This is a genomic window from Spirosoma humi (assembly GCF_054776575.1).
Window position 1 is genome coordinate 58,547 of sequence record NZ_BAAHBR010000005.1, and the last position, 26,231, is coordinate 84,777.

The following is a 26,231-nucleotide window of genomic DNA, read 5'->3' on the forward strand; positions in this document are numbered from 1 at the left end:
TTAGCAGCACTCCGGTTGACAACGGAGCGTATTCAGTAAGCCGTCAGCTTACTGTATGACGGGTGGCGTCGACTTCAGACGCCGGTTGCCCGGATCGTTACTCCTGATCATAGTCGGCTTTCCAGTCTACCGAATCGGGATCATCGCCCTTCTGGCCATCGAGTTTTATCAGGAAGGTCTTGGCCGGGAAGTAAGGCAACATGTGGATGTCGAGGAAGATCCGGTCTTTCTGTTTGGGGTCCTGACCGAAACGAATCAGCTTGAACTTCTCAATGAGTTTGCCCGGTCCGGTTATGTTATCCAGAAACTTCACAATCTGTTTCTGAATATCCATGCGCGTATTCGTATTGAAGTTTTCAAACGCCCGGCGGTTCAGAAAGTCGATGAGCACTTTCGTGATGTAATCGAACACGCGAACCACTGAGTACGTCTGTAAACCAATATTGTCGCCGTTGAACAGCGTTTTGGCCGAAAAGGGCATCACCTTGCCATACTCATTGACCATGGGAATAAGGCCCATTTTTTCGAGCGTGGATATTTCGCTTTTCTTCAGCGGGAACCGGACACCGTCGGCTTCGTTGAGTGCCCCATGTTTGCGCCCGGCGGTCACCTGCGACATGACCGTGGCGTATACCTTGCCGGCCAGCGCGCTGGAGCCGGGTATGTAGAGGTCGTCCTCCTCGCCCACATCCTGATGCCGACCGCGGCCCGTTAGCCAGTTGCAGGTCATCATGACGTTGGAGAGATACGCATCGCCCCCCGTCAGATCGGCCGATTCAAACAGGTCGACGACGTCGTTGGGTGCGTCCAGGTGCCGGAAATCAGTTACCATCATCACCTTGTTCTTATAGGCGATCTGGGCCCATTTATCAAGTACCTTTTTCGAGCCCAGATACCCCGGCAATACCAGCAACGAATAGCTGTCGCGCAGGTCGAGCCGGTCAAACGTGCGGGAGAACTCTTCGGCCACGGCATCAATAAACGTTGTGTTGTCGAGGTCCGTAATCTGGTCGGGTTCAGCGTTCATGATGTTGACGTTTTTGACCTTATCCTGATCGGTGTTGGCGTAGAAGCTGGCCACCGACCGATACGCCTGTTCCAGACTCCGGTTGGCTTCGAACGCCCGCAGCAGGTTAGTACTCAGGAGTGTCTGAGCGGCTCCGGCTTTTGTTTGAGCGGTTTCGATCAGGCTGGCTACGGTGTCGGCACCTTCCAGCAGGTCGAGCATCAAGTGCAAGCGCTTGTTTAATTCGGCCCGTTCGGCGGCTTTAGCCTCTTCGGTCAGAAAAATCTTTTTACGGGCTTTCTTCTCCGGGTTCAGATTCTGAACGCCCTCCAGGGTGGTTTCCAGAATACCAAAGCCGCCATATTTGGCCAGTTTGGCGCAGCTCTCATCGAGCGAAGGGGCCGCCGTTGTTGCAACTTGTTCCGCCGTTTTCAGGGGTTTGTTTTGATTTTGTGCTTCCATAGCGTTTTTAGCAGGTTTGGGGGTTACTGAGCCTCTTCCAGTTCACGGATCATAGCCTGAATGGCCGCTACATAGGCCGCTTTGCCGTCTGGATTGTCGAGCATGGTTTTTAGGATTTTGTTCGACTTGAGCTGCCGTACATACCGCTGAAAATCCTCGAATGTCATGTTCAATTCCTGGAGGTAGTTGCTTTGGGCGATGATGCCCTTCCGGCCAAAGTCGGCGAGTGAACTAAAGCGCAGCGTTTCGCTGATGGTGCTGCCTTCTTCTGTATCAAACTCTACCTCCTGCTCGGGCCTGAAATGAGCAAAGACTTCACTCACGGTTTTCAACCCTTCAACTACCTCCGGGCGGAGGGGAGGATCGGCTGTTAGTTTCTCAATTAAGAGGGTTTTGTTCGGGGCAATGTCAACGATGCTTTCGCTGACGTTGAGCTTTCGCTCCTGTCCACCAATTCCGTAGTCAAACATAGTTTCTGTATTTAGTTAAGCGTTTAATTTTCAATTATTTGCCTTTTCTATCCACCAACGAGTACCGTTGGGCAACCTACCACAATACTGCCACCGTGGGCGGTCATATCGCCCATTCGGGCTAGTGGCTTGCCCCCGGCCAGCACCGTCACCGACCCCTGGACAATGACGTCGGGCGGGCCAACGCAGGTGCACATGTCGCCTACCGTTGCGGCTGGCTGGCCGCCAATTAGTACTGTAGGATTACCGGGCCCTACAATGGGGCCGCCCACGTGCGGAATGGGGACGACGGCGGGTGTTTGCATGGGGCAAACGTGCATATCGAGAAGTCGGGCGGCTGGTTGAGGCATCGTCTTATGGGTTTATTTATTCGTTAATCCTGATTAATCGGCCGGGGGTATGTTGGTCATGTGTTCCCAGATTACGCCCGCTGGTCCATGAATGGTGCTGTTGGAATGATGGGTTTCCGACGTTCCTTTTGCAGGCTTGGCTGGTTTGGGCTTCGGGGTCGTGGGCGGATCCTTCATGTCAAAGTCATTATCCCAGTAGGCAATGATCTGGGCCCCGCTTTGATGTCCGGTAAACTTTACGGTGCGATCGTATTTAGTCTCGGGGATGAGGTGTCTTCGAATCGTTCCTTCCCAGGGCCTGGCCTGCTTATCGGAAAAATGAATACCCAGGCCCATCAGGTTAGCCCGTTGTTCGAGCGTGATGCCATAGGCCCAACTCTCGGCGGAAGACCCATTAACATGCTCGAATCCCAGAACATGCCCAAATTCATGGAGAACGGTTATCTGCCCGTATTCGATTCGATGCGTTTGCTTGCCTATTTTTGTGGGTAACACACGCCATTCAAACTTCAGATCATCATGGGTAATAATGCCCGTCCGTAATTCAGGGGACATAAAAGATCGAAACCCTTTATCTGGATGAATACATCGAATGGTAAAATGGGGATGTTGCGACGCAGAGTCTACTAACTGAATTTTTAGGCTGCACTGGACGGGAGCACTTACTTTATCACTTCCTGCCGGGGGCGGAATATACCAGGCTTTGTTGGGAATGAGCATAAACTTATCGCTCCAGTTGTGCTCAATAACACGGCAGAACTCCTGCCGGTAATTCGTCCATTCAAGGTCATTCCAGGTATTTAGCTTATGCGTGAAGGGGTGATATGGGCTGTGCATAACCCCGTTTCCATTTGCCCACGTGTCGCCCTCGTAAAACTGAGTGGTTGGCTCAATGCGAACCAGGCGAATTCTGAATTGCAGCGTCAACTCGAAGCGGTTATCGCCAATTGGCGAGAGAACGGAGTCCCAGCGGGAATTGGCTTGTGAAAAATGAATGTTCATGACCAGCTTACGTTATTGAGTATCGAGGGAAATTTGGTTGGCTCCTGGGCGGCTATCGGTTTGGCAGGTTGGTCATGTGTTTCCAGGTCACACCGGCCAGCCCCTGAACCGCATCATCGATGGGTACGATTGCCGGTGATGGATCGGGTGTTGATACCCAGTTATCGTCCCAATAGGCTGCAATCTGTGGTCCGTCTACATGACCCGTAAACTTCACCGACTGATCGTATCGGTTTTCACGAACCAGATGTCTGTTCATTGCCCGTTCCCAGGGCTCGGCCTGTTTATCGGCAAATAGGTAACCTATGCCCATTACATTATTCTGCTGGTCGATCGTTACACCGTATGCGCTTTCATCATTCCCGTCGCCATTAATATGGTCGAATCCGAGAATATGCCCAAACTCATGAACGATGGGAATCTGTCCGAATATGATGCCATTCGGCTTATTCGTTCGTTGCGGAGCCCAGATTATGTTTGTGTCTTCGTGCGTAATTACTCCCAGTCCATAATAGTTACTGACATAAGACCGAAAATGGTCAGGGTAGGTAGCCGGGTGAAAGTGAATGCAGCGAAACAGGAAATGAGGTTGCTGATCGGCAAAGTCAACCACCTGGATCGCCAGACTACACTTAATGAGGGCATTGATGGGTGCGCTGCCAGCGCGGGGCGTATACCAGGCTTTATTGGCCGTAAGCACAAATCGCTCTCCCCAGTTGCGTTCAAGCACCTGTTTGAATTCCCGCTTGTAGATTTCCCATTCAAGGTCGTTCCAGGGTTCCAGTTTTATCGTCTGATGGCCATCTACGTACTGTAAATTGCCATCGCCCTTCGCATAGGTGTTCGTATCGGTATACGAGCTGGTTGGTTCAATACGGACCAGACGGATCCGGAATTGCAGCGTCAGTTCAAACCGATTGTCTTCAATCGGGAACAGTAACGAGTCCCAGCGGTTGCCACGTTGCGAAAAATGGATAGTCATACTTTTTTGGCTTTAGGGCGTATCGGATACAATCCGTTTATACTTATTCGATTCGTTCAGATCAGTGGATGGCTGCTCAATACCAGTCGATAACGTACCCGAAGCAGCCGCTTATACCGACGGTCGGAATGCCCGCCTGCCCCCCGATCAACGCGCAGTAGCCTTTCTCCCAAAACATTCCCGGACCGAAAACCAATACGCTGGACGATACACCGGGACCGTAGTTTACTTCTACGCTCACGATTCTGAAGAATCCGATAAAGTCGGATGGATTCACCAGTTTATTAGGCCATTGTATGATCCGTGTGCCGGTACCTGGCATACTCTCGTGACTAAAGTCCAGGCCAATGGGCATTGGACTGACGCCCACCCCGCCCACGATATACGGGAACCGGTAGATAGTTCCTTTCTGATCATCAGGCTCCATAAGAAATTCGCCCCCGCCCAACGTGCCCATTAAAATACTGCCGGTGACAGCGTTAGCCGTGGAAAGGCTCCATTTTGATTTTTGAATGGGTAGGTTCATTACTCGTTTATTAGTTGTTTTAAATCTGTCCGGTGTATTAACCTGAGCCAGCTGGCTTACCAATGGCTATAATTTTGGGAAAGCCGTTCTTTCAGGATGTCGGTAAAACCTGTCCTGTAGGCTTCAGGGGGCCAGGGGATGCTGGTTTTGCCCGTCTGCTCGTACAGGCCGTAATTCAGCCAGTCGATATGGATATGGGTCATATGCAGGTCGCTATCCGTATAGGGGCTTCTGTTTCCGTTGCGGTCATACTGAAAATTCATGTAGATGAGACTATACCACTGCATCTCTGGGCGGCACTCCAGAAAAGCGTCGATTAGTTCATTGGCCAGTTGCTGTTCGCTTGCCCGGTCGGCAAACAGAATCAGGTCCAGGGCCAGGCCAGCATCGTGCCGGTTTAGTGTGCCATCTTTTTTCCACTGTAGCCGGGGTAGTGGTGTGCCGTTTACTTCTATGTACGTTTCGGTTAGCAACGGCACGTTATCGAGCAGTACCTGCGCCAGCGTTCTGACGGCCGGGCAGGGTTTGTTTCCTTCAAATGTCTGCAAGCCCTTGCAAACGCCTAAACCAGTACAAGCTCCCATCGCGATACGGCTATTTATTGTTCAAATCGTTCGAGAATAGCGCCACCCGGCGCAAAAAATACAGTACGGGCATTGCCCCAAAAATGAATGACATGCCCGGTAAGAGGACTGGAAGAGCCGACTGATGTCCAGGCAGTTATCTGGCCACCATTGAGTTTTAGCATAACGGAGCCAAAGGTTTCCAGAAACCGCCAGCCGCTTGCCCCTTCGGCTACATTACAGCCATTGAACAGGATACGGGCGCTGCTGGGAAACATCCGCTCATACCCCCGGTTGGCAAACCAGCCATCGACTACCGTGGAGTCGATCGTCTGTGTCCCAATGCCGATTTGTCCCGGCGAACCATGCGTTTCGACCAGCAAGCGATCGATGGCGGTGTTGGCGCCCAGCAAATCATCGAGCGCTTGCTGCATCTCACTAAAATTGGTTACCGGTTTCCGAATCCGTTCTTCGCTGCGGGCATTGGCACCATTGGATACCGAATTGTCCATGCCCCATTTGGTCGACGGATTGTTGTCGTAGATGTGAACCATAGCCATGACTATCCTGCCGGTTGTAGCTGTATTGCTTCCTGGTTTGTGTGATTCCATGCCAATGTCTGACTGTCGGTCAGATCCACCGTAATCGCCGATCCCTTCGTTACATCACCCGCTACGATCATCCGCGAAATGGGGCGTCGTAGCTGGTTTCGAATCACACCCTTCAGTTGCCGCGCTCCGTACTGGGGGGTAAATCCGGCCAGGGCCATGTGCTTTCGGGATTCCGGGCTGAGGGTGAGCGTGATGCCCTGCTTCAAGAGCTGATCGGTCAGGCTGCGTAGGTGCAGGTCGAAAATGCGCACGGCGTTCTCCTCCGAAATAGGGGCGAAGGGCACAATCTCGGTCAGCCGGGCCAGAAACTCCGGCCGGAAATGGCGGCTCATAGCCTCCATCAGTTCCGCCGTTGCAGGAATATGGCCGGCACCGAATTGCTCGATCACCAGCTGACTGCCGATGTTGGAGGTAAAAAGGATCACCGCATCCGAGAAATCGCCTTCTTTACCCAGTCGGTCGTGCAGCCGTCCTTCGTCGAGTATTTGCAGGAAGATGTCGAATACCGATGGGTGCGCTTTCTCGATCTCATCGAACAACACGACCGAATACGGTTTTTCGCGGATTTTATTTACCAGCAGGCCCCCTTCCTCATACCCTACATAGCCGGGAGGTGCCCCGTAGAGCAGAGCCGCCGAATGCTCCTCCTTGAATTCTGACATGTCGAACCGGATGAGAAACGACTCGTCGTTGAACAGGAAATCGGCTAATGACTTGGCCAGTTCGGTTTTTCCGGTTCCCGTTGGCCCAAGCAGAAAGAAGGAGCCGATGGGCTGGCCCGCTTTCGTCAGGCCGGATCGGGCTTCCAGAATGGCATCGGCTACCGCCTTCACGGCATGGTCCTGACCAATCACCCGCTTTTTGAGCACCTCGTCCATAGCCAGTAGCTTATCGCGTTCCTGACTCTGGATTTTTCCCAGTGGAATGCCCGTTTTATGCGAGATCACCGCAGCGACATCATGTCGATCCACGCTCGTTCTGGCCACCGCCGTCAGGTCCGTCAGGCGACTCAGCGTTTGCCGGATATGATCGGCCAGCGCCGGAGCCGCTGCAAAAGGGTCGATGACCAGTTCCTCATTGGCGGGGGCATCGTCGATCAGACTGGCCAGCAGGATTGGGCTGATTTTGTTTTCCAGTTCCTGATGCAGATACCGCAGCTCATTCAGGGTATCGGTTCTGTGGGTGCTGATGGTCAACTGATCGAGTTGTTCGGTCAGTTGGGCTACTTCAGCAGGGGTGCGTTCACTAATCATCCGAACGGCTGACAGTGTTCGGTCGAGTAAATCGACGGCGGAGTCAGGAAGCCGACGATTTCGGCTGTAGCGTTTGGCCAGTTCAACGGCTCCGGCCACAGCATCGGGGCCAACGTTCAGCTTGTGATGTTGCTCGTAAACAGGAACCAGCCGCTGGATCATCCGGATGGCATTGGCTACGGTCGGCTCCTCAACGCGCAGCACATCGAACCGGCGACTGAAGGCTTCATCCGTTTCAATATACTTCCGGTATTCGTCCAGTGTCGTTGCCCCGATGACCGTCAGGTTTCCCTTCGCCAGTTCGGGTTTGAGCAGGTTGGCAATCCCCGTGCCGAGGGGTCCCCGGCTATCCAGAAGCTGATGAATTTCGTCGATAAACAGGATGATTTTCTCGTCCTTCTTTACTTCGTTCAAAATGCTTTTCAGCCGATCTTCAACCTCGCCCTTGTAGGAGGCTCCGGCAACCAGAGCCCCTAAATCCAGTTCAAGTAATCGGGCATTTTGTAGGTGATCAGGCACCTGGCGCGCTACGATGTTCAGGGCAAAACCATCCGCCAGCGCCGTTTTGCCGACACCCGGCTCACCCACCAGAATAACGTTTGGTTTGGTTCGTCGGCCCAGCGTTTCCGTCATCATGCGCACCTCGCGGTCGCGGCCCACGATGGGGTCTAACCGCCCTTCGGCGGCCATCGCTGTTTTATCCACGCAAAAACGCAGCAGCGCCTGCCCCAGCGTACCCGACGGGCTGGCCGTTCGTGGCCCGGTTCCTTTTGCCTCGGGAGCAACGGCCGTTTCGACGTCGGTATCGGCCAGTGCCGCCTGCATGAGGTCGGTCTGCGTCAGGGGTAAACTCCGCAGTTGTTCGGTACTGAACGCCACCCCCGGTTTGAGCAGCGCGATCAGCACACAAACCGGGTCGGTCTGCGCCTTACCCAACTGCGTGGCAACCAGATCGGCCAGTTCCATCGCGGTTTTTACCTGCTCATCGCCCGGTGGATTAGGCGACAGACGGCTGGCTTTGGGGCTGGCTTCCAGCCGGACTTCAGCCCACTCGCGCAGGTAAGGCACGTCCTGCCCGAGTACTGCCAGCCACGAGGCCAGGCCGACCTCGTTGTGCAGCAGGCCCATAAGTAAATGGGCTGGGGTAAACAGGTCGTTCTGGTACGCTTTGGAGAGCGACTGAGCAATCTGGATAGCCCGTTTAACGTCTTCGGTGTATGCCATCGGAATATGGGGGTTTACTAAAAATCAGTCGGAACCTAGTCGGCGGAGTTTATCATTGATGGCGGAGATACGTTGCCTGGCATCAGGGCGCGTATTGCGTTCGAGCGTTTCCATCGCGAATTCATACAGCGGACGTCGCCAGAGCGGGGGGCGATTGGTGGCATCGGCTTTTTTCTCGCACCGATCGACAATGTCCATTTCAACATCGGCTCGGGAAGCGCCAGCCGTCGTAGGGGCCGCAGCCACCGGAACATTTCCCGCAGCCTTTAACTGCTCCTGAAGCTGATTGATGCGGGTTTGGGCCGCCGTAAGTTTGCCCGAACATTCCTGAAACTGCGGGAGGTAATTGGGGCCGCCCCCACCTGCCGGAGGAGCGGCTGCCGCAGCCGGAGCGCCCGATTTAGCCGCCAGAATTTTCAGCATTTCATTTTCCTGCCGGGTCTGGGTAAGCGCTGCCGTTAATTTGTCGACCTGACTGGCGTCGATGCCTTCTTTTTCCAGTAACTCGCGCAGGTAGCTGATGCTGTTGCGGTAGGTCAACACAGCATCGTAGGCCCCGATGATGTCGTGCGATAACTGTTTGTTCAGGGGTTGCAGATTCGCCGTATCCGCTTTGAGGCCATTTACCTGATGCTGGAGTCCGCTTTCCAGACCGGAGAGCTGCGCTTTCAGGCTCCCTTTTTCAATGTCGGTGGCCTTCAGGTAGCTCTGGTCGGTCGTTTGAAGCGTGCGAAGGCCTGTAGTCACGCTGCGCATTGGTTCGCGCAGTTTCTGGGTCTGCTCGGTCAATGTTTCGTTAAGCCGGGCGTTCTCCTGCTTCAACACGTAGTTGGGCGCACTGAACAACAGGTATACTGCCAGCAGGGGCAGGCTAAGCGACAGGCAGTAAACGCCCAGAAATCGGCTTAGTGCCTGTTGTCGTTCGGGTTTGTTAAGCGGTTCCATAGGTACGTTTGCTTGGTTTAAAAGGGGATTGAAGCGTATTCAGGTAATTCGTTTGCGCTGACGACCGCCAGGTTGTTGGGGGATGTTACCCCAGCGGACTCCAGCGCGATCGGGGTTTTTCGGGTGGCGTGTCTTTTACTTCGTGTTCGATAATGAATACATTCTGCCCTTTTCGCTTGCCAATAAAATCCAACTGCGCCAGCTTATAGAATACGTTCGACAGGGTCTGATAAAACGTATCGACTGCCGTCAGCAAACTGGTTAGTTCGGTATGCTGGTAGGGGAGTTGCAGCGTGGCATTCAGTTGGGCCTCGAAGGCACCCGGCGTCAGGTCGGCCCACTCGCTGATATAGCCAATAAACTCCTCCCGTTCGCGGCCGCTCAGCATAGTCATCACCACGCGAACCGCCTGAATGGGGCGCAACAGGAGCTCGGCCATTTGAATCGGCGGCTCGTAGGGAATGATCCAGCTAAAGCGCGTACTGATGTCTCCCAGAATAAAGGCCATCCGTTCGGCCATCAGCAGGGTGCTGCTTTGCAGGGCATTTTTACTGTCGCGTTCTTTCGTCCGCTGCGTAATCTTATACGCATTCGTTTCCAGGGATTCCAGGTGCTTGCCAAATTGCTGGTGCCATTGCTGAAGCCGGGGCAGGCTATAGATCGAGGTACAGGCAGGCAGGTAATCGGTATCCGTCTGAACGTCACCATTGCCATAACGCACTCGCCCAACGATCAACTGGTAGCTGAGCTCGGCGGGGCGTATCTGCGCCGATGGCACGACATCGAGCCGGTATTCGGGCCGGGTGTGGGGGTGCCGGGGCGGGGTTTCGGTCAGGATGGGTTCGCCCGTTGGGATGCGGGTAAACGGGTCGACCGTCAGCACCACATCGAACGTTTGGGGCTTGCCCGTTTGCAGTCCGTAGATTTCGGCCAGCGCCGGAAACGAAGTCGTGCAGGTCAGCGAGTCCGTGGCATTATAATAGTCGATCCGGGCACCGTGCGGGCTGATGGCCCGGCAACTCCGCAACTGCACCCGAATCTGCTGGTTGAAATCGCACTGAATCTGCAGATCGAGGGCGTCGTCGGCGGGTAAAATCCCATAGCGAAACCGGGATAGTCCCAGTGCGTTACTATCGCGGAGCTGATCATGCATGAAGTTTTCCCACTCGTTAAAATGTCGGCGGGCGATCTTCATGCCGTCAATCCAGTTGACGGGTGGATAGTTGAGTGGTGGTACGGTCATAGCAGTAGGGGTGTCGATCATATAGTCGTCGCAAAATCCAGTCGTCCGAAGGCATCCTCTTCGGTGAATAAAAATGTATCGCCAAGCGCCGAGGTATCCAGAGCCAGGCTGATACCGACGTCCAGTGGAATCAGATAGCCCGCCAGCCAGTCGATCAGCCGTTGGCCGTTGCCGCCCGGCAGGTAGTCGGTCAGTCGGTCCGCCTGGGCGATGTGCACGGTTATTTGAAGCACAGGTTCACCGTCGTACAGCCAGCCGTCGAACACCGAGTCGATTCCTAACTGCCACTGACCCAGCGCCGATAGCTCGCGGTGTATAAATGCCTTGCCCGGCGCGTCCAACTGCAGCACGACACGTTCTTCGATCAGTAGACCAAAGCAGGTTTCCATAGCTACCAGGTCACCCGCCATCCGGTGAATGACGGGCAGCAGATACAGCAGGCGTTTTCGCTGCGTTGCGGTCAGAAAATCCGGCAGCGCCCAAAACCAACCCAGTATGTCGTCGGGCAGGCTGGTGCCGGTGTCAAACAGGAAGGCCCGCTGCTCCTGCTCGATCCGAATGCGTTGTCGAAAAAACTCCTGCTCGATGGGCAGAAAAAAACGCCGGGCTGCCCGCTCGCGCCCCTGCTGAAGGGCCATTTCGCGAAGGGTCGTTTCCGTAGACGCCGATGCATCGGGGCTCGTTGGCTGGTGAAAGACGCCTTCGGGTAACAGGTCGTACAGGCCGCTGCGATTCAGGTCGATCTGCAGCCACCGTTGTGTGGTGGACTGCGATTCTACCCAGCGAACCTGGTCGATGTCGCGCGCAAACGGCCGTTTAAACAAGCCCAGCGGGTTCACGATCACATCGTCGGGGGAGACGCCGTCTTCGAGCATGTCGGCTAACACGACTTCGGCCCGTAGGTCAATGGGCAGGTTGTTCAGGCGTTCGGCATACGCAGTTATTGGTTTCATGCGGGCTTCGGGATCAACTGGGTAAGACAATGACCTGATACGGGAGCGCGCTCACCGATTGCTGTTCGAGACTATGTTGCAGCAACCGCGCCTGTTGCTGCCACTCGTTGGGTGTATAGGCACTCGTTGTCGACGGTTTGAGGCTGATCTGAATGCAGCGCTGAAACCCATTGCCCGGCTGTGGGTCTACCCGAAAGGTCCGCTCAATCTGTGCCGACTGAAGATGCGCGCCCAGTTCGGCATGGCAAACGGCCCGGGCATCCTCTGGCGTAACGACCCGGTTGCGGGTCAGCAAGGCCCGTTTATACTGGGTAATTTTCTCCGATTCATTCGGTCGTTCACGGCCGCCGGTCGTAGTCGTCATCAGAAAACCGGCATCTTTCCGGAACGAGTTATCTGCGTATGGACTAAGCCGACTCCCAACGGGCAGTCGATTGGCAGCCTCGCCCTCACCCGTCCAGTAATCAATAAAAACCGTGTCTCCGGGTTGCTTGGGCTTGATGATCAGGTAGGGAATGGTGTCCCGTTTGCGGGTTTTCTGATCCACCTTAGCTTCAAGGCGGGCCAGCGCCTGGTTGAGCTCCCGAATAACCGACGTCAGGAAATCTTCGCCCAACGCAGCAAATGAAGCACTTTCGTCGTGCAGCAAGTCCTGAAGGTTGATCAGGGTCTGGCGGGCGTCGCGGTCGTCGAAGCGACTGACACCGTATTGAACCGTATAGGTATCGGTGGCCATATCCGACAGATTTCCGAGCGGAATAGCCGTTAACGGGTGATTTTGACTGGTTCGAACGTCCCGCATTGCCAAAAAATACCGGTCTGTTTCGAGAGGGATGATATTTAGGTTTTGCTGAAGGCGGTACGTGATCCGGTGGAGCCGTCGGTTTAGGACCGGAAAGCAGTTCATGCCTACGCTCAGCCCAGCCAGCGCCTGGGTACTGATCGTGTGGGGCAATCGGAGTTCGATCCACCAGAGTGGTTCTTTAAGAATCCGTAAATCCCGGTCGGCGAACCATTGGCTCACCGGTGTTGGATAGGGCTGTCGCTGCAGACCTGCCGATTTAAACGTAGGCGCGCCGGTTATCGTAATAAAATGACGGTCGTAGACCAGAGCGGCCCGTTTTTCGACGTTGCCCATGCCATCGAACACATCGTCCAACGGCGAACGGGCTGGGGCAGGCGGAGCCTGCTGGGGCAAACCCGGCTGAACCCGTAGTTCCTGTCCGGCCAGCCACCACGAACTCTGGGCCAGCCGCGACCAGTAATCGACCTGGCCTTCGTCGGCGGGCCAGTCGAAAAAGAAGGACAGACCTTCCAGCGACGGCACGCTCTCCGACAGTTCCAAGCCCAGCCAGAGGGGCTGAAACGTGTGCACCGCCGGTGTGCCCTGACGCTGGACTACCGCCGTTTTCTGGGTGGCCTCATCCAGCCGATACAGGGCTTTGGTGGTGGCGATATAGCGGACAGCGCCATCGACAACCGAATACGTACCAACGGGAGAGAAGAACATTTCCGTTGCGCCTGCCGGGTCGGTGCGGGTAGCTGCCGTTCGTTTATGACCCAGCTGTGTTGTGGCCGACACCGTTGCCCGCGGCTCGACCGGCCGCAACTGGGCGATCCCAAAAGCAGACCGGGCCACAGCTGGCTCGGGGTGCAGCACGTTGGCCAGCCGGTCGAGAAGCCGGGTCTGGGTATTGCCAACTTCCACTGCCATCCGCTCGAACTCCATCGCACAGGCTTCGATGAGCAGGGCGACGAGCGGGTCGAAACTGTCCAGGTCAGTTTCGGTGTAGCCCCACAGATCGGCGGCCCGGCGAAGCATCCGGGCTTTTACCCGCTCACGAGCGAATCCCTCCGAAACCAGATCAATAGCGGCCATCGTTTATTCGGTTGAAAGGGGAGCCAAAAACAGACTCCGATGAAATGAAAAAGGCTCGTTCGTACGGGTCAGTAATCCGTCGATCCAGACGGTCAATCGCCGTTTTATGCGCCGGTTGATTCTAGTGGTCTGTATTTCTTCGTCGGCCAGGTCAACGCGCACCCGTACCTGGGTGAGCCGTTTTTCGTGTTCAGCAATGGACGTTTCGATCGACTGCCGGATGTCCTCTTTCCAGCGGCTGGTGGCCTGATTGGAAAAATCTTCGTCCCACAGACTACAGCCAAACGTTTCGTCGAACCGCGACTCGGCGAAGTGCGTCGTCAGCATCAGGTACAAATTCTGGGCGATCGACTGCGGCAGCGAGCAGGTGGGGTGCGGCCGGTGTTGAATCAATTCGTCCAGGCGGAGCGGCAAGGCGTAGTAAGGCTGTGGCATGACAGATCGCGATTAAAACCGGAATACGAGCCCAGCCCCAACACCCACACTGTTCAGCGGCACATTAAAGCGTAAGTCTTTACCCGGTGTGGTAGCCTTGGCCGCCACAACGCTGCCCTGATCGTTGTAGTCGGTAACCAGGGTGGTAGCCGCCTTGGTGGCGGTAGCTGGGGTGGTAACTTCGAGTCTTTGCGGTTTGAAGGATTGGTTATAGGCCACAATTTCGACAAACCCCCGGATGGCCTGGCTTAGCCGAAACTGAACGCCCAGGGCTGCCTGATAACCCAGCGCCAGCGAGTTTTTTGTGTATTGGCTGGTGGTTCCGCTCGTCGTCCTGCTGACACCCGATTTTGGCTGATCCAGATAGCTGATGACCGTCTTGTAGTCCAGGACCATTCCTCCCACCAAACCAAGGCGATTATAAATGTAGTAGGTGGGCCGCGAGAGGGCTTTGAAGGTTATGTTGGGAATAAGAGAAACTACGTTCAGGGTAGTAACCGAAGATGTTGTCGTTTTACCAAGGCCATCTTCAAAAGCGTAATCAATCTTTATAGGGCTACCAAACATTGCTTCGGCATCGAGACCAATATTAATGAAATCGTTGACGATCAGGCCGATACCCAAGCCAGCACGTGGGCCAGCCCCCAGCCCCTTAGTGGTTGTTTTGAACGGCTGGGAAGCGCCACTCTGCAGGATTGCTGAACTGGAATTAATCTGTACACCTGGCGTGAGTAGGCCATAAAACCCGTAAATTTTCACATAAAAGGGCGCTTCGATGGCCTTTGGGCGGTGGGGAGTGGCGGCTGTGTTGGCTGATTCACTGGAATGGGTTACGGCATTTACGGCGAGAGCCGACTGGGCTTGCACCATCGTAACCCGCACCAGCAGGCCAAGGAGTATGACGAAGAATCGATTCATGGTTGTCAGAATTAAGATGTATAGGAACTTCGGAGCTACAGTCAGGCCACGGGTTGCCTTGACCTGACGGATTCGATCGGGACTAAAACCGGAACACCAGCCCGGCTCCCAGGCCTACACTGTTAAGCGCGACGTTGAAGCTCGGTTGTTCCGATGGGTCCGATCTGTTGGTGTCGCCCTGGCTTTTATAGACCGTCGTGGAGCTTTGCAGGCTGGCCGTGGCACCAGACGTGTTGATCGTACTCTGAAGTTCTTTTGGCTTGAAAGACTGATTGTAGGCGACTACCTCGGCAAATCCCCGGATGGCCTGGCTCAACCGAAACTGAATCCCCAAAGCCGCCTGGTAGCCGATCGCCAGTGAGTTTTTGGTGTATGTGCTGGTAACTGCCGATGTTGTGCCCAAGCCAGTAGGCGGGGTTTCTACGATGTTCGTCGCTGTTTCGTACTTCAGCACGACGCCCCCAATCAGACCGAGTCGATTATAGATGTAGTAGGCTGGCCGCGAGAGGGCTTTAAAGGTCACGTTGGGGATAATTGACAGAACATTCAGGGTCGTCGTGTTAGCCGCCGTAAACCGACTAAATCTACTTCCACTCCCTATATACACATCGGTAACGCTCTTCAAAGCAGTTCCGAAGAAGATGTCAGCGTCGACGCCTACGTTGATGAAATCGCTGGCGATCAGACCAATGCCAATACCCGCCCGTGGACCTTGCCCAAGGCGTGTTTTTATGGGCTGATAAACGTTCGGTAAACTGGCTTGGCTCTGCGATTGGTTGTAGTAGATCTGGGTTCCGGGCGTCAGGAGGCTATAAAATCCGTAAGCCTTGACATATAAGGAGCTTTCGGTAGCTTTTGGGCTATGTGGAGTGGTTTCTATAGTAGCCGGTCCGTCCGAACGTACCGTGTTCGATGCAACCACCGGTTGTGCCTGGATTGTCGAAACCCGTGTCAGCAGGGCAAGGAGTACAAGAAGATAAAGCGGTTTATTTTTCATGTTACCTATTGGGATTGTATCCTGATTGGTTGCCTCAAAGGTCTTCAATAGCCAAAGCCCTGTCCATAACCCTTTACACCCACTGAGCGAACGGTAAAAAAAGCATGTTCCTTTGGTAATGTGTTGATGATCAGTATATTGTGTTGATGATCCTTGCTGTTGGCTACAGTTCGTTCGTGCCGGTACAGGCAACAGCATTTCCGTACCCTGATAAAGTCAGGATATGAAAGTGCTCAATAGGAGGTGGTTTTAGGGTGTCGGGCAGTCGGTATGCCGCCTACTGGTGTTACTTACAAAGCTGGTTATTGACCAGAAACGGTGACAGAACGGACGTTTTCTGAATACCAGCGACATGGGTAATGGCTACGTCTTTACCCCAGCCTTTTAAGGTCGCAAACTGGCTATCGGTGGTCATGTCCATGACCACACAAAGCGGGTCACCTCCGCCAGCGTTGCCCGGCCCCCATTCCCATACCAACCAGCCAATGTCCAGTCGCTGGGCTTCGGTTAGTATCGTTTGGTAATCGACCTGGCCTTTGGGTCCGCAGATACTTTCGTTACCCGCATAAGCTCCATACGCGGCAAACTCACCCACGATGAACGGCAAGCCAGCGTTGATGGCGGCCTGAAATTGATCCTTAATAAATTGGGGAGTAGCGCCCTGGGCAATGGGCCAGTACGTGTGCACGGAAAAGAGCAGATTCTTGTCGGGGTCGGCCTGAAACAGGCCCGGCCCTACACGGACCAGTTGTTCCAGATTTTTGCCATAATCTGCTCCGTCAATGAGTAAAGGCGTGTGAATGCCTGCCTGCCGAAGCTGTTGGACAGCGCTGGTATAGCCCTGCGTAAAATCAGCATCCGTCACCGTATCGTCGCCACACTCATTGGCAATATTGACCAGCAGGTACTTCTGATGTTTTTGGATAACGGCTACGATATCGGCTCGTTTCCAGAAATTAACCATCTGCCCCAGCATTCCCCAATCGCCGGTGGCATCGTGGATTTCAACGATTGGAATCATCTTCTGCGCTACGCAGGCCGTAATCAGGTTATCGAGATCGGCGGCTTTGGTAGGCTGCCCGTCATCTTCCAGCGCTTTCCAGACAATGCGAACGCTGTTGGCCCCCGTTTTCGCAATTTCAGCGAAGGAAGCCCCCGAACGATCCGTCCAGATGTTCATTTTGTTTACCCCCCGCAGCGTAATTTTAGTGCCGCAGGGATCATACAGAAACCGACCGTTTACGTAAAAGCCCGCGTGGCCGGTAGTTGTGGAGGTTGTCATCGTAGCGGTCGAATCATCCATTGTGCTGGTGCAGTTCTGTAGCAGAATACCTATCAGAAAAAGCAACTCGATGATTCTGGTTTTCATGGCTGTTCATGCTAACGTGATTATTTACAAAAGTCATTCGATCACGGCGGAACCGCAATAACCCTTTACACCCATTGATTTAACGGACATTCTGCTTAGTTTCACTGATGACTTTGTTGCTGGCTGACCGACAGGGTAGATAATGAGTCATAATAACTTCTGTTCCTTCATCACCGGGGCATTTTCGGGAGTTACTAAATCAAGCCGTTACGATGAGCAGAAAGCTATTGGTTATAGCCTTATTACATGTATGGCTATGTGCCCAATCGTTATGCCTACTCCATGCCCAGGCGCCGAACGTGGTCTTTAACCGCCTGCTGGATAAAGGCGAGTTTCCCAGCCAGACCGTATACAGCATTGCTCGCGACAGGCAGGGGTTTATCTGGTTTGGTACACGCCGTTGCCCGGTTCGCTACGATGGGCAGTCATTCCGGAATTTCCTCTTTCCTGAAACCTACCTGATCAACGGCATGGCGGCTGATTCGGCCAATGGGATGTGGGTCGCCAGCGATAGGCGGGGTATCTGCCGCATCGATCCCCATACATTTCGGCTGACGTCCATTCCCGGAATACCCAAAACGACCGGTTACTTCTTTAAAAGTTCCGCTGGCGACGGCTGGTTCGCTACTGCCAATGGCGTGGGACGCATCAATCTCCGTACCCGTCAGGTTGCCCTCTACCCGTTTCGGCAAACGACATACCACGGGCTTAAGGCAAAGGGGTTTCTGGAAGACAAACACCACCGGCTCTGGGTCATCGGCAGTGACAATGGTATCTTTCGCTTCGACAGCCGGACCAATCGCTTTGTATGCGTCCTGGGGCTCGATTGTCCGGACCCCGCCCGCCAGAAACAACTATACCTCGGCCGGGGCTGCGTCGATGCCAACGGCATCCTCTGGATTGGCGCCTATGGGCATGGTCTTCTGCGTATCGATCCCAATACGGAGCAATTTTCGTTTTTCAAGGTGCCTCATGAACCCAACCGCATTACCTGCGTTGAGGAAGGCCAGGATGAGCATGGGCAACGGGTTCTTTGGGTTGGCGACGAGAATGGACTGCTGGTTTTTCGACCTGAGCAGCGGCAGTTTTTTCGATTGACTACCCTTCAGTCGGCTCCTTTTCAAACCAATGTTTTGTACCGGGATCCGGTCAATGGAATTTTATGGGTGGGCACGTCACGTGGCGTTTTCAGCTACAATCCCCAGGACAACCTGATCCAGACCGTTGCCCTGCCGCCTTCGTTGGTTCGTCAGCCCGTGGTGGTCAAGGTGATCGCAGCTGATCGGCAGGACACGACGGGTCAGACTTTTTGGCTGGGCTTATCCCATACGGGCATTCTTCGATGGCATCGACCAACGAATCGGTTTAGCCTCATCCGGTTTCCACACGGCGAGTCGGAAGCCATGTGGTTTCAGCAAACGAACGCGAATCAACTCTGGATAGGCCTGCGGGAATGGAGTTATAAGGGCGACGGCGTGCTTGTGTACGATACAAGGGCCAACCGGTTTGTAGACACTCCGGCCGGGAAACGGGCAGGAGCCCTGTTTTCGGTGCCCTTCGTCGATCATGGGTTGATCGATAACCAGCAACGATTATGGGTGGGAAATAATGACGAAGGTCTTCATGCACTTGCTCTACGTACAGGGAAGCCATTGCCGTACTGGTCTGACTCGGTCCGTTCGGCACTGCATCGGAACAATAATTTTCTGACGGGGCTGGCCATCGACACCACCGACCGCATCTGGCTGGCTACTTACCGGGGGCTGTACTATGTAGCCGAGCCGGGTCATCGGTTTGTGTGGGCCGACGGTGGTCAGGCGAATACCCGGTTGCTTGATGATTTGGCCACGAATACGATTCTGGTGGCCAGAAATGGCCATGTGTGGGCTGCCCGCTGGGGAAGTGTTACGGAAAGCCTGCCCGATGGGCGATTAACCACCGTGTTGACGGCCCGGAACGGCCTGTATGACCGCGAAAACCGTCGGCTGGCTGAAGACAAGGAAGGTACGATCTGGATTGGTAATTTCGACGGGCTGCATAGTTACAATCCAACGAACAAGCGATTTCTACGCCTGACAACCAATGATGGCCTTAGTCATAACACAACGACGGCCGCGCTTTATGTGCATCGGGGAACTGAGCTGTTTATCGGTCAGCAAAATGGGATCGACCATTTCGATGTCACGCAACTGCATCGTCGGACGGTTATACCACCGGTTGTTGTTACCGCCTTCCATGTGCAGGAGCAGGAACGTCCGTTCGACCCCGCCCGCCCGATCCAGTTAGCCCGAACGGATAATGCATTCAGTGTTGACTTTACGACGCTCCGATACAGTCGGTTAGCGAATACGCAGTACGCTTATTTTCTGGAAGGACTGGACAAGCGATGGACGTACAGCGGGGCGCTGCACCGGGCTTATTACACAAATCTGGACCCTGGCCAGTATACCTTACACTTGAATGCCACCGACTCATTCGGCAACTGGAGTCAAAAACCGCTTCTACTCTCTATTGAAATCAGGCCCGCCTACTACGAAACCTGGTGGTTCAGGGGCCTGGTGGTGCTGCTGGTGGCCGGTCTGTTATATGGTCTGTACCGGTACCGCATCAATCAACTGATGCGCGTTTTGCACATTCGCAACCGAATTTCAGCCGACTTACACGACGAAATTGGGTCGTCGCTGAGTGGTATCGGTATCTTGGGAACCATAGTCAAACAAAACCTGCCGGCCGAACACCCATCGGGTTCGATGGTTGAGCGGATCGTTTCCGAAGCCCGGCACGTCAGCAATTCTCTGGACGATATTGTCTGGAGTATCAATCCAAATAATGACGAGCTAAGCAGTCTGATTGCCCGAATGAACCGCTATGCTGCTGAGCTGTTCGAAGCGTCGGGTATCGCTTATCAGATCAGCGTGCCTGATACGATTCAGAACCTGACATTGCCCATGGAAAAGCGGCAGGACTTATACCTAATTTCGAAAGAAGCGGTCAATAACCTGGTTAAACACGCCAACGCTACGGAGGCTTCTCTAAAAATCAGTCTGGAACATCAGCGGCTGTACCTGGAGGTACGTGACAACGGTGTTGGCTTTGATCTGAATGCGGAAACGGAACGGAACGGTGTCCGGAATATGCTGACGCGGGCCAAAAATCTGCATGGTGAGTTAACCATCACCTCGGTAGCGGGACAAGGCACATCGCTGAAACTCAGTTTTCCGGTTTCGCTATAAGCTGCTGTTATACAGTGCTTTTGGGCGTTTGGGTGCTGCTCCTCTGTCGAAGGAATCTGGGCTTCAGTTGTTGGTCGAGCTGGCCCATCAGTTCGGTCATTCGATTTTGCCGGGTGTCTGACCGTTTGGCCAGCACAAGCCACTGTAGAATGGCTCGTTTGTCGGAGCGGCTTAAGGTTAAAAAGTAGGTTTTTGCCTTGGTGTTTTTCTGAAAAGCTTCCTCAAGGTCCGCCGGAATCAGCAGCGCTTCTACTTCGTCTAAAATCGTCCAGGAGCCATTCTGTTTGGCGATGTCAATAGCGTTGAGGCCCGCCTGGGTCATAAGCCCCCTGTCGATGAGTTGCTGAACTTTTTCTTTGTTGATTTTCGACCAGACGCTCGTAGGTTTTCGCCGACTAAAGAACTGCCGGTAACGAAAGTGGTCCATTGGTTTGGCCTGACTATCGATCCACCCAAAGCAAAGGGCTTCATCGACCGCGTCGCTATAGGTTATCCCTTGGCTGGCTGAGTTTTTCTTGTGGTAAATGAGCCAAATGGATGGCTGTTGATCATGGTGTGCTTGCAGCCACTCGCGCCAGTGCTGCCGACTGACCGGGCAAACCGTCTCGATTTCGTTTTCGACCATTTTCGTTCGTCAGGTTAGTTAAATGCTGGTGCTTCCGGACTGGTTATGTCGATGCCTAACCCCACAAATTTCGTCGCAGCCACTGACAGCAGTATGTCAGTAGGCTGTGTTGAAGCCAGAAAAAATGTGCTCATGCCGTGTCGTCAACGAGGTTTTCTAATTTTATGCTGCATAGTAAACCAAATTGACTATCCTCTCGTTGAATCACTAATCAATTTCTACTGATTCGCCTATGCAACCCGCTATTTCTACTACGGCTCCTGCTATCCCTACCGGTTTGATCCGGGTTATTATTGTCATTACGGCTATTTCGGCCGCTGTCATGGAGCTCATCGACGTCACGATTGTCAATGTTGCGCTCAATGAAATTGCCGGTGCCCTGGGAGCCACCATCGAAGATGTGGCCTGGGTGGTTACTTCGTATGCAATCGCCAACGTGATCATCATTCCCATGACCGGCTTTCTGGCCGATTATTTTGGGCGCAAAAAATATTACGTTGCGTCCATTATTCTCTTCACCGTTGCGTCCTATTTCTGCGCCAGTTCGACGAGTTTGTGGGAACTGGTTTTCTGGCGATTTATCCAGGGGATGGGCGGGGGAGCGCTGCTGTCTACTTCGCAGGGCATTATTTTCGACGCCTTTCCACCCGCTAAACGTGGGATCGCTTCCGGTATTTTTGGCATGGGTATCATTCTGGGGCCAACGCTGGGACCCTTTCTGGGGGGCGTGATTGTCGATAACTACCACTGGTCGTATATTTTCTACGTCAACGTGCCCATTGGGATTCTGGCTACCATTCTGACTATCCTATACATCGCCAAAAAACCGGGTGAAGGAACGCGCAAGAGCCAGATAAAGATCGATTACCTGGGAATCGCACTGCTCGCTGTGGGCGTAGGTTCTTTGCAGTACGTGCTCGAAAAAGGGCAGTCAGATGACTGGTTTGAATCGAAAGCCATTGTGCTGTTGACGATAACGGCCGTTGGTGGGCTGCTCGGATTCGTCTGGCGGCAACTGACTACGGATCATCCGGTGGTTAATCTACGGGTACTGGGCAAGGGAACGCTGGGCGTAACCACTATTTTTAGTTTTGTGGCTGGCCTTGGGCTGTTTACCTCCGTTTTTGTGTATCCGGTGCTCGTTCAGCGCATCAATGGATTCACTCCCACGATGACCGGTATTTCCCTACTTTGGCCTACCCTGGTGGGTATTCCTCTGTTTCCTCTGATTGGCAAACGGCTTTCGGTGGGGGCTTCTCCGCTTCCGTTTATTATTGTTGGCATGTGTACGTTCGTGGTGTTCGGCTTCTACAGCGGCACCTTGAATGGGCAGGCCAACCAATGGGATTTTTTCTGGGCACAGCTGATGCGTGTCTTCGGCGTCACGATGCTGCAGCTACCGCTTATCAATCAGGCCGTTGCGGGATTGCCGCCCCAGGATTTTCCTTCCGCCATCGCGCTCAACAACATGATTCGGCAATTGGGCGGGGCTTTTGGCATTGCCTTGGCCAATACGTTCGTTACCCGGGAATATGCCCAGCATCGGTACGACCTGGTCAGTAATCTCGACCCATCCAACCCCTTGCTCACCGAGCGAATCAACGTATTGGGTGGGGCTAGTCTGCGAGCCTACAAGATTCTGGATCTTGCCGTGGACAGACAGGCTTATCTGCTCGCCTACCTGGATACATTCCGACTGGTGGGTATTTTCTTTTTGCTGATTCTCCCGCTGGTTTATTTCCTGCGGACCAAGAAGAAATCGGCTGCAGAGGTCGCTTTAGCCGCCAAAGCAATGTCGGAAGCGCATTAATCAAGATGAAGATCCGTAGCGAACGGCTGAACCATCTGACCGCTTACGTGCCGTTTCGAGTCAGGTAATGTGATTGACGATCCAGTTTTTCCTGTTGAGAAGCAACGAGTTCGGCGACTTCTACCAGGACGATATACGTACAGTGATCATAACCGGCCTGTGCGCCGGTTATGATATGTTTGGTCTGGCGGACAACGTATTGATGATCGACATCTGGCTGTGTTCCCAAGCTCTCTGGTCGAAGGAGATGGATAACATCCCCGATCTGGTAATTAGGTTGGAAACTTAGTGAATCCTCCAAAAGCGTTCTGCTTTTTTTGTCCTCGACCGTGAAGAGGATAAGCTGTAAGGTTTTACCGGGTGTTTGCATAAAATAACCGTTGGGTTTCAGAATGAATGCTGGCCCTATTGCAGCAGACCTTTGTGGGTTATGCGATTAGGTTGTTGCTACGAATTAAGGCAGGCAGGTAGAAATCTGGCGACGATATTCAGCCCGTAGCGCGCGCGGGAGCAGGTAATGAATAACCTCGGCCTGGGCATCCCGTTTATCGAGTAATGTGATCAGGTGAAACATATAAATGGAGCAGACGGCATTGCTTATTTTCCGGTCATCGAGCAGTAGCAGTTCTTCCGCCAGGCCAAGGCAGCGCTTAACGGCTCTGATCTGATGCTGATGGGCCAGAATAGCCGTCACTTCGTAGAGTTTGTAAAGAGCTGTGTAAACGCTGGCCTCGCCGGGGAGAGCCATAAATTCATTGCGGGCTTCGGGAATTCGGTCGGCGAACAAACGACGCAGACTGGGTTGATCAACTGAGGTTTCCATACTTGAGGTATTCTGTTTTCGTTTAGACATGCCAATTACCGGCCACGTTTTTCGAAATTTCTTTAATTGCTTGCTGATGAGCCTGTTGAGGGTAAGAAGAGTCGGCAACTTATTTGAAAAGCCTACCATTTTGAACGAGTCGTTTGTCATTTCGACCGGGTAGCCTCCTGATCGGTCCCAACAAGCGTGTTGATCGTCCATGTTTTTATTCATCCGGGAACGTATTCTGGTCGTATTCCCTGCGGAGCGTAGGCGGCAACAGAAAATGAATTAAGTCTGATTGGGCATCCCGGTGATACAGGAGAGTGGCAAGCCGATACATATAGATTTTTCGTACGGCATTTCGAATGGCCTGATTGCCGTTTAGGAGTAACTCCTCGGCAGCCAGCAAACAGCGTTTTACGGCTTTAAACTTGTGCTGGCTTATCAGCAAGTCTGTTACATCGAATAATTTGTTGAGAATACTGACCAGCGTGATATCATCCGGTAAAAGCGAGAATTCGCGTTGCGCTTCGGGAATCCGATTGGCTAACAAATCAAGTAGATTGTCCTGGCTGATTGTACTTTTCATGACCGTAGGCGATAAGGTATCCGGAGAATCCTAATACTATCGTGCCACAGTTTTTGCCGTATTACATACCTTTAAGAATCAGTGTATTAGGCTAGGGTAGGTGTTTCGAGAATAACAACACGGCTATCATTTTGGGAGGGTGGCCGGTCAAAACGGTAGTGATTTGCCCACTAAGGAAGTCAAATGGATACATTGCTAATGCATCAACGGTATTAGTCGAAGCATGGGTAATTAACAGGAGACGATCCGAAACGTCGTCTCCTGTTTGTTGTGTATCCCACTTAATTTAGAGTCGATGTTGTACGGACAGCGAAACCAGCCGGTTTCTGTAGCTGGTCGCGTAAAAAGGGATGTAAATCGCCTGCGTAGGGCTTATGTCGCGTAGTCCCAGCTCATAGGTAATCCCGATCGTTGCCCGTCCCATCTCAAGCCCCACCCCCATACCTAGCCCCACATCGACCCGCTGAAGACCACGCTCGCCAAAGGTTGGCTCTTTCCAGGTACTGTAATCGATCATATCGCCGTAAATGATGTCGCCGGTCAACTGGGTTTTTCCAAACAGGCCATACGCCAGGTAAGGCCCGGCGTTGAAGATCAGTTTGGTTGTGGGTCGCAGCGGAACCGCGTAGCCCAGATAAAGAGGGGCTTGCAGGTACCATTGGTGGCTGGTCAGGCTAGCTTCACGACCTGGCAGGAGTAGTTGGTCACCAAAGCCCAGGGACGAATTGCCCGTTAAATGCATGCCCTTGCTGGTTAGGCTAAGGCCCGATTGAAGGAAGAGATTTGACCGGAGGTAGTACGTAGCCGTAGCTCCCAGGTTGAGCCCCAGTTTGGTGCGATTAGCCGGAATTGATGGGCCCTGTAGCTGTAGAGACGAAGCATTGAGACCGGCCTTTAAACCAATTTGCAGTGATTGTGCCGATGAGCCGAGCGCACAGAGGACGAGCAGGCTAGCCAGCGTTGCCGTATAACGGTGTTTCATGGGGATTGTCAGGAGTTTAGATGGTTCCTGCGACTAGACCACAACGCCAGGATAACCGTTGGAAAGAAGCGACGGTTTTCTAACCGGGTTCTTGCAAATTCTTTATTGTCTAGGCTCGGTTTCTAAATTTTTTCGGCGTAATCCCTGTGTACTTTTTGAATTGTTTGCACAGGTGGCTTTCGTCAGAAAAACTAAATTCATGGGCAATTTCGCTCAATGAAAGTTCACTGTATAGTAAGCGCGCTTCAATGAGTTTAATTTTATATTTTGTAATGTATTGTTTGAGTGATTCGCCAATATGATTTTTAAAAAATATGCTAATGTAGGATGGGGATAAATTGAATTCTTTCGCTAACGATTCAATAGTGAGTTTGGATGGATTGAATATATTTTTCTTTATAAATAATAAAATGGTTTCAATGGTATCTTTACTTGAGTGCACCGATTTTTCCGACTCCAATCCGGATAAATTTCTGACCAGTATCGTCATCATACTTTCCATCAGGCTATCGCGCATCTGTTCGAAATACGTTGATTTACTATTCTCATACTCTTCCTCCAGCACGGCTAAAAGTTTAAACAGTTTTTGCCTTTCCTGTTTTTCCTGAACTACCGAGCCGCGCCCTTTCGAGGAGGTGAAGAGTAACGTATTTACGATCTGTTTCCATCGTTTACCCACCTCATCCAAGTGACTTTGGACGAACGATTCGTTAAAGCGAATAAAACAAAATTCGGTTAATGATTTTATGTCGAAATTATGAAAATCTTCGGGCCCTAATAGGTAAACGTCTCCTGCAGCATAATCAAATGTATTCCCATTGAGATTATGTTGACCATGCCCTCTAAGAATAAAAATTATTTCAAAGTAGGTATGATTATGGACAGGGTGCTGCCATGTATCGGTTTCAAAATGGTAAATATTGAAGGGTGCATGTAAAATGTATCGCTTCATAACAAAATTAGCTTGCGATAAAACTACCAATTAATGATGGATTTTTA

The 26,231-nt window shown here is 52.9% G+C and carries 25 protein-coding genes; 2 read left to right on the forward strand and 23 right to left on the reverse strand.

Annotation, left to right across the window (positions count from 1 at the left end):
- Nucleotides 1–97: 97 nt before the first annotated feature.
- From ACYU8Y_RS07155 to ACYU8Y_RS07235, 17 genes are all read right to left on the reverse strand, one after another.
- On the reverse strand, nucleotides 98–1,468 hold the full coding sequence (locus ACYU8Y_RS07155) for a DUF5458 family protein (protein WP_460935655.1): 1,371 nt from the start codon (nucleotides 1,466–1,468) through the stop codon (nucleotides 98–100).
- A gap of 23 nt (nucleotides 1,469–1,491) precedes the next feature.
- Entirely contained in the window at nucleotides 1,492–1,938 is a 447-nt protein-coding gene (locus tag ACYU8Y_RS07160; protein ID WP_460935657.1) for a hypothetical protein, read from the reverse strand.
- A 47-nt stretch (nucleotides 1,939–1,985) separates the two neighbouring features.
- Complete coding sequence (locus ACYU8Y_RS07165) at nucleotides 1,986–2,288, reverse strand: PAAR domain-containing protein (protein WP_460935659.1); 303 nt, start codon at nucleotides 2,286–2,288, stop codon at nucleotides 1,986–1,988.
- Between the two features lie 33 nt (nucleotides 2,289–2,321).
- Entirely contained in the window at nucleotides 2,322–3,290 is a 969-nt protein-coding gene (locus tag ACYU8Y_RS07170) for a zinc metalloprotease (protein WP_460935661.1), read from the reverse strand.
- A gap of 52 nt (nucleotides 3,291–3,342) precedes the next feature.
- Nucleotides 3,343–4,272, reverse strand: coding sequence for a hypothetical protein (locus ACYU8Y_RS07175; RefSeq protein WP_460935663.1), 930 nt, complete (start codon nucleotides 4,270–4,272; stop codon nucleotides 3,343–3,345).
- Nucleotides 4,273–4,348: 76 nt separating this feature from the next.
- Nucleotides 4,349–4,798, reverse strand: a complete 450-nt coding sequence (locus ACYU8Y_RS07180) for a hypothetical protein (RefSeq protein WP_460935665.1) — start codon at nucleotides 4,796–4,798, stop codon at nucleotides 4,349–4,351.
- 56 nt (nucleotides 4,799–4,854) lie between these two features.
- A complete protein-coding gene (locus ACYU8Y_RS07185) occupies nucleotides 4,855–5,382 on the reverse strand; it encodes a hypothetical protein (RefSeq protein WP_460935667.1) in 528 nt (175 codons plus the stop codon).
- A 14-nt stretch (nucleotides 5,383–5,396) separates the two neighbouring features.
- The gene (locus ACYU8Y_RS07190) at nucleotides 5,397–5,915 is read right to left on the reverse strand and encodes a DUF4347 domain-containing protein (RefSeq protein ID WP_460935669.1); all 519 of its coding nucleotides are present in this window, start codon (nucleotides 5,913–5,915) and stop codon (nucleotides 5,397–5,399) included.
- 8 nt (nucleotides 5,916–5,923) lie between these two features.
- A complete protein-coding gene (locus ACYU8Y_RS07195) occupies nucleotides 5,924–8,449 on the reverse strand; it encodes an ATP-dependent Clp protease ATP-binding subunit (protein ID WP_460935671.1) in 2,526 nt (841 codons plus the stop codon).
- Between the two features lie 24 nt (nucleotides 8,450–8,473).
- Complete coding sequence (locus ACYU8Y_RS07200) at nucleotides 8,474–9,394, reverse strand: hypothetical protein (RefSeq protein ID WP_460935672.1); 921 nt, start codon at nucleotides 9,392–9,394, stop codon at nucleotides 8,474–8,476.
- A gap of 85 nt (nucleotides 9,395–9,479) precedes the next feature.
- Complete coding sequence (locus tag ACYU8Y_RS07205; protein ID WP_460935674.1) at nucleotides 9,480–10,637, reverse strand: hypothetical protein; 1,158 nt, start codon at nucleotides 10,635–10,637, stop codon at nucleotides 9,480–9,482.
- A gap of 17 nt (nucleotides 10,638–10,654) precedes the next feature.
- Nucleotides 10,655–11,590 carry a hypothetical protein gene (locus ACYU8Y_RS07210; RefSeq protein WP_460935676.1) on the reverse strand — a complete coding sequence of 312 codons (936 nt, stop codon included), beginning with the start codon at nucleotides 11,588–11,590 and terminating at the stop codon, nucleotides 10,655–10,657.
- Between the two features lie 13 nt (nucleotides 11,591–11,603).
- Nucleotides 11,604–13,469 (reverse strand): hypothetical protein, encoded by a 1,866-nt coding sequence (locus tag ACYU8Y_RS07215; protein ID WP_460935678.1) that lies wholly within the window; start codon nucleotides 13,467–13,469, stop codon nucleotides 11,604–11,606.
- 3 nt (nucleotides 13,470–13,472) lie between these two features.
- Nucleotides 13,473–13,904, reverse strand: a complete 432-nt coding sequence (locus tag ACYU8Y_RS07220) for a GPW/gp25 family protein (protein WP_460935680.1) — start codon at nucleotides 13,902–13,904, stop codon at nucleotides 13,473–13,475.
- A gap of 12 nt (nucleotides 13,905–13,916) precedes the next feature.
- Nucleotides 13,917–14,822 (reverse strand): hypothetical protein, encoded by a 906-nt coding sequence (locus tag ACYU8Y_RS07225; RefSeq protein ID WP_460935681.1) that lies wholly within the window; start codon nucleotides 14,820–14,822, stop codon nucleotides 13,917–13,919.
- A gap of 82 nt (nucleotides 14,823–14,904) precedes the next feature.
- Nucleotides 14,905–15,819: a hypothetical protein gene (locus ACYU8Y_RS07230; protein WP_460935683.1), complete on the reverse strand. Its 915-nt coding sequence runs from the start codon at nucleotides 15,817–15,819 to the stop codon at nucleotides 14,905–14,907.
- A 286-nt stretch (nucleotides 15,820–16,105) separates the two neighbouring features.
- Complete coding sequence (locus tag ACYU8Y_RS07235; RefSeq protein ID WP_460935685.1) at nucleotides 16,106–17,188, reverse strand: glycoside hydrolase family 5 protein; 1,083 nt, start codon at nucleotides 17,186–17,188, stop codon at nucleotides 16,106–16,108.
- Between the two features lie 212 nt (nucleotides 17,189–17,400).
- Here ACYU8Y_RS07235 and ACYU8Y_RS07240 point away from each other — a divergent pair, with 212 nt between their 5' ends.
- Nucleotides 17,401–20,421 (forward strand): sensor histidine kinase, encoded by a 3,021-nt coding sequence (locus ACYU8Y_RS07240; RefSeq protein WP_460935687.1) that lies wholly within the window; start codon nucleotides 17,401–17,403, stop codon nucleotides 20,419–20,421.
- A gap of 7 nt (nucleotides 20,422–20,428) precedes the next feature.
- Here ACYU8Y_RS07240 and ACYU8Y_RS07245 read toward each other — a convergent pair whose 3' ends face one another.
- On the reverse strand, nucleotides 20,429–21,046 hold the full coding sequence (locus ACYU8Y_RS07245) for a YdeI/OmpD-associated family protein (RefSeq protein WP_460935689.1): 618 nt from the start codon (nucleotides 21,044–21,046) through the stop codon (nucleotides 20,429–20,431).
- Between the two features lie 232 nt (nucleotides 21,047–21,278).
- Here ACYU8Y_RS07245 and ACYU8Y_RS07250 point away from each other — a divergent pair, with 232 nt between their 5' ends.
- Nucleotides 21,279–22,856, forward strand: coding sequence for a DHA2 family efflux MFS transporter permease subunit (locus ACYU8Y_RS07250; RefSeq protein WP_460935690.1), 1,578 nt, complete (start codon nucleotides 21,279–21,281; stop codon nucleotides 22,854–22,856).
- 43 nt (nucleotides 22,857–22,899) lie between these two features.
- Here the strand turns inward: ACYU8Y_RS07250 and ACYU8Y_RS07255 are convergent, their stop codons facing one another.
- From ACYU8Y_RS07255 to ACYU8Y_RS07275, 5 genes are all read right to left on the reverse strand, one after another.
- Nucleotides 22,900–23,226: a hypothetical protein gene (locus tag ACYU8Y_RS07255; protein WP_460935692.1), complete on the reverse strand. Its 327-nt coding sequence runs from the start codon at nucleotides 23,224–23,226 to the stop codon at nucleotides 22,900–22,902.
- Between the two features lie 84 nt (nucleotides 23,227–23,310).
- A complete protein-coding gene (locus ACYU8Y_RS07260; protein WP_460935694.1) occupies nucleotides 23,311–23,679 on the reverse strand; it encodes a DUF7674 family protein in 369 nt (122 codons plus the stop codon).
- Nucleotides 23,680–23,884: 205 nt separating this feature from the next.
- On the reverse strand, nucleotides 23,885–24,250 hold the full coding sequence (locus ACYU8Y_RS07265; protein WP_460935695.1) for a DUF7674 family protein: 366 nt from the start codon (nucleotides 24,248–24,250) through the stop codon (nucleotides 23,885–23,887).
- Nucleotides 24,251–24,536: 286 nt separating this feature from the next.
- The gene (locus tag ACYU8Y_RS07270; protein WP_460935697.1) at nucleotides 24,537–25,232 is read right to left on the reverse strand and encodes a porin family protein; all 696 of its coding nucleotides are present in this window, start codon (nucleotides 25,230–25,232) and stop codon (nucleotides 24,537–24,539) included.
- 109 nt (nucleotides 25,233–25,341) lie between these two features.
- Complete coding sequence (locus ACYU8Y_RS07275; protein ID WP_460935699.1) at nucleotides 25,342–26,184, reverse strand: AraC family transcriptional regulator; 843 nt, start codon at nucleotides 26,182–26,184, stop codon at nucleotides 25,342–25,344.
- Nucleotides 26,185–26,231 lie beyond the last annotated feature (47 nt).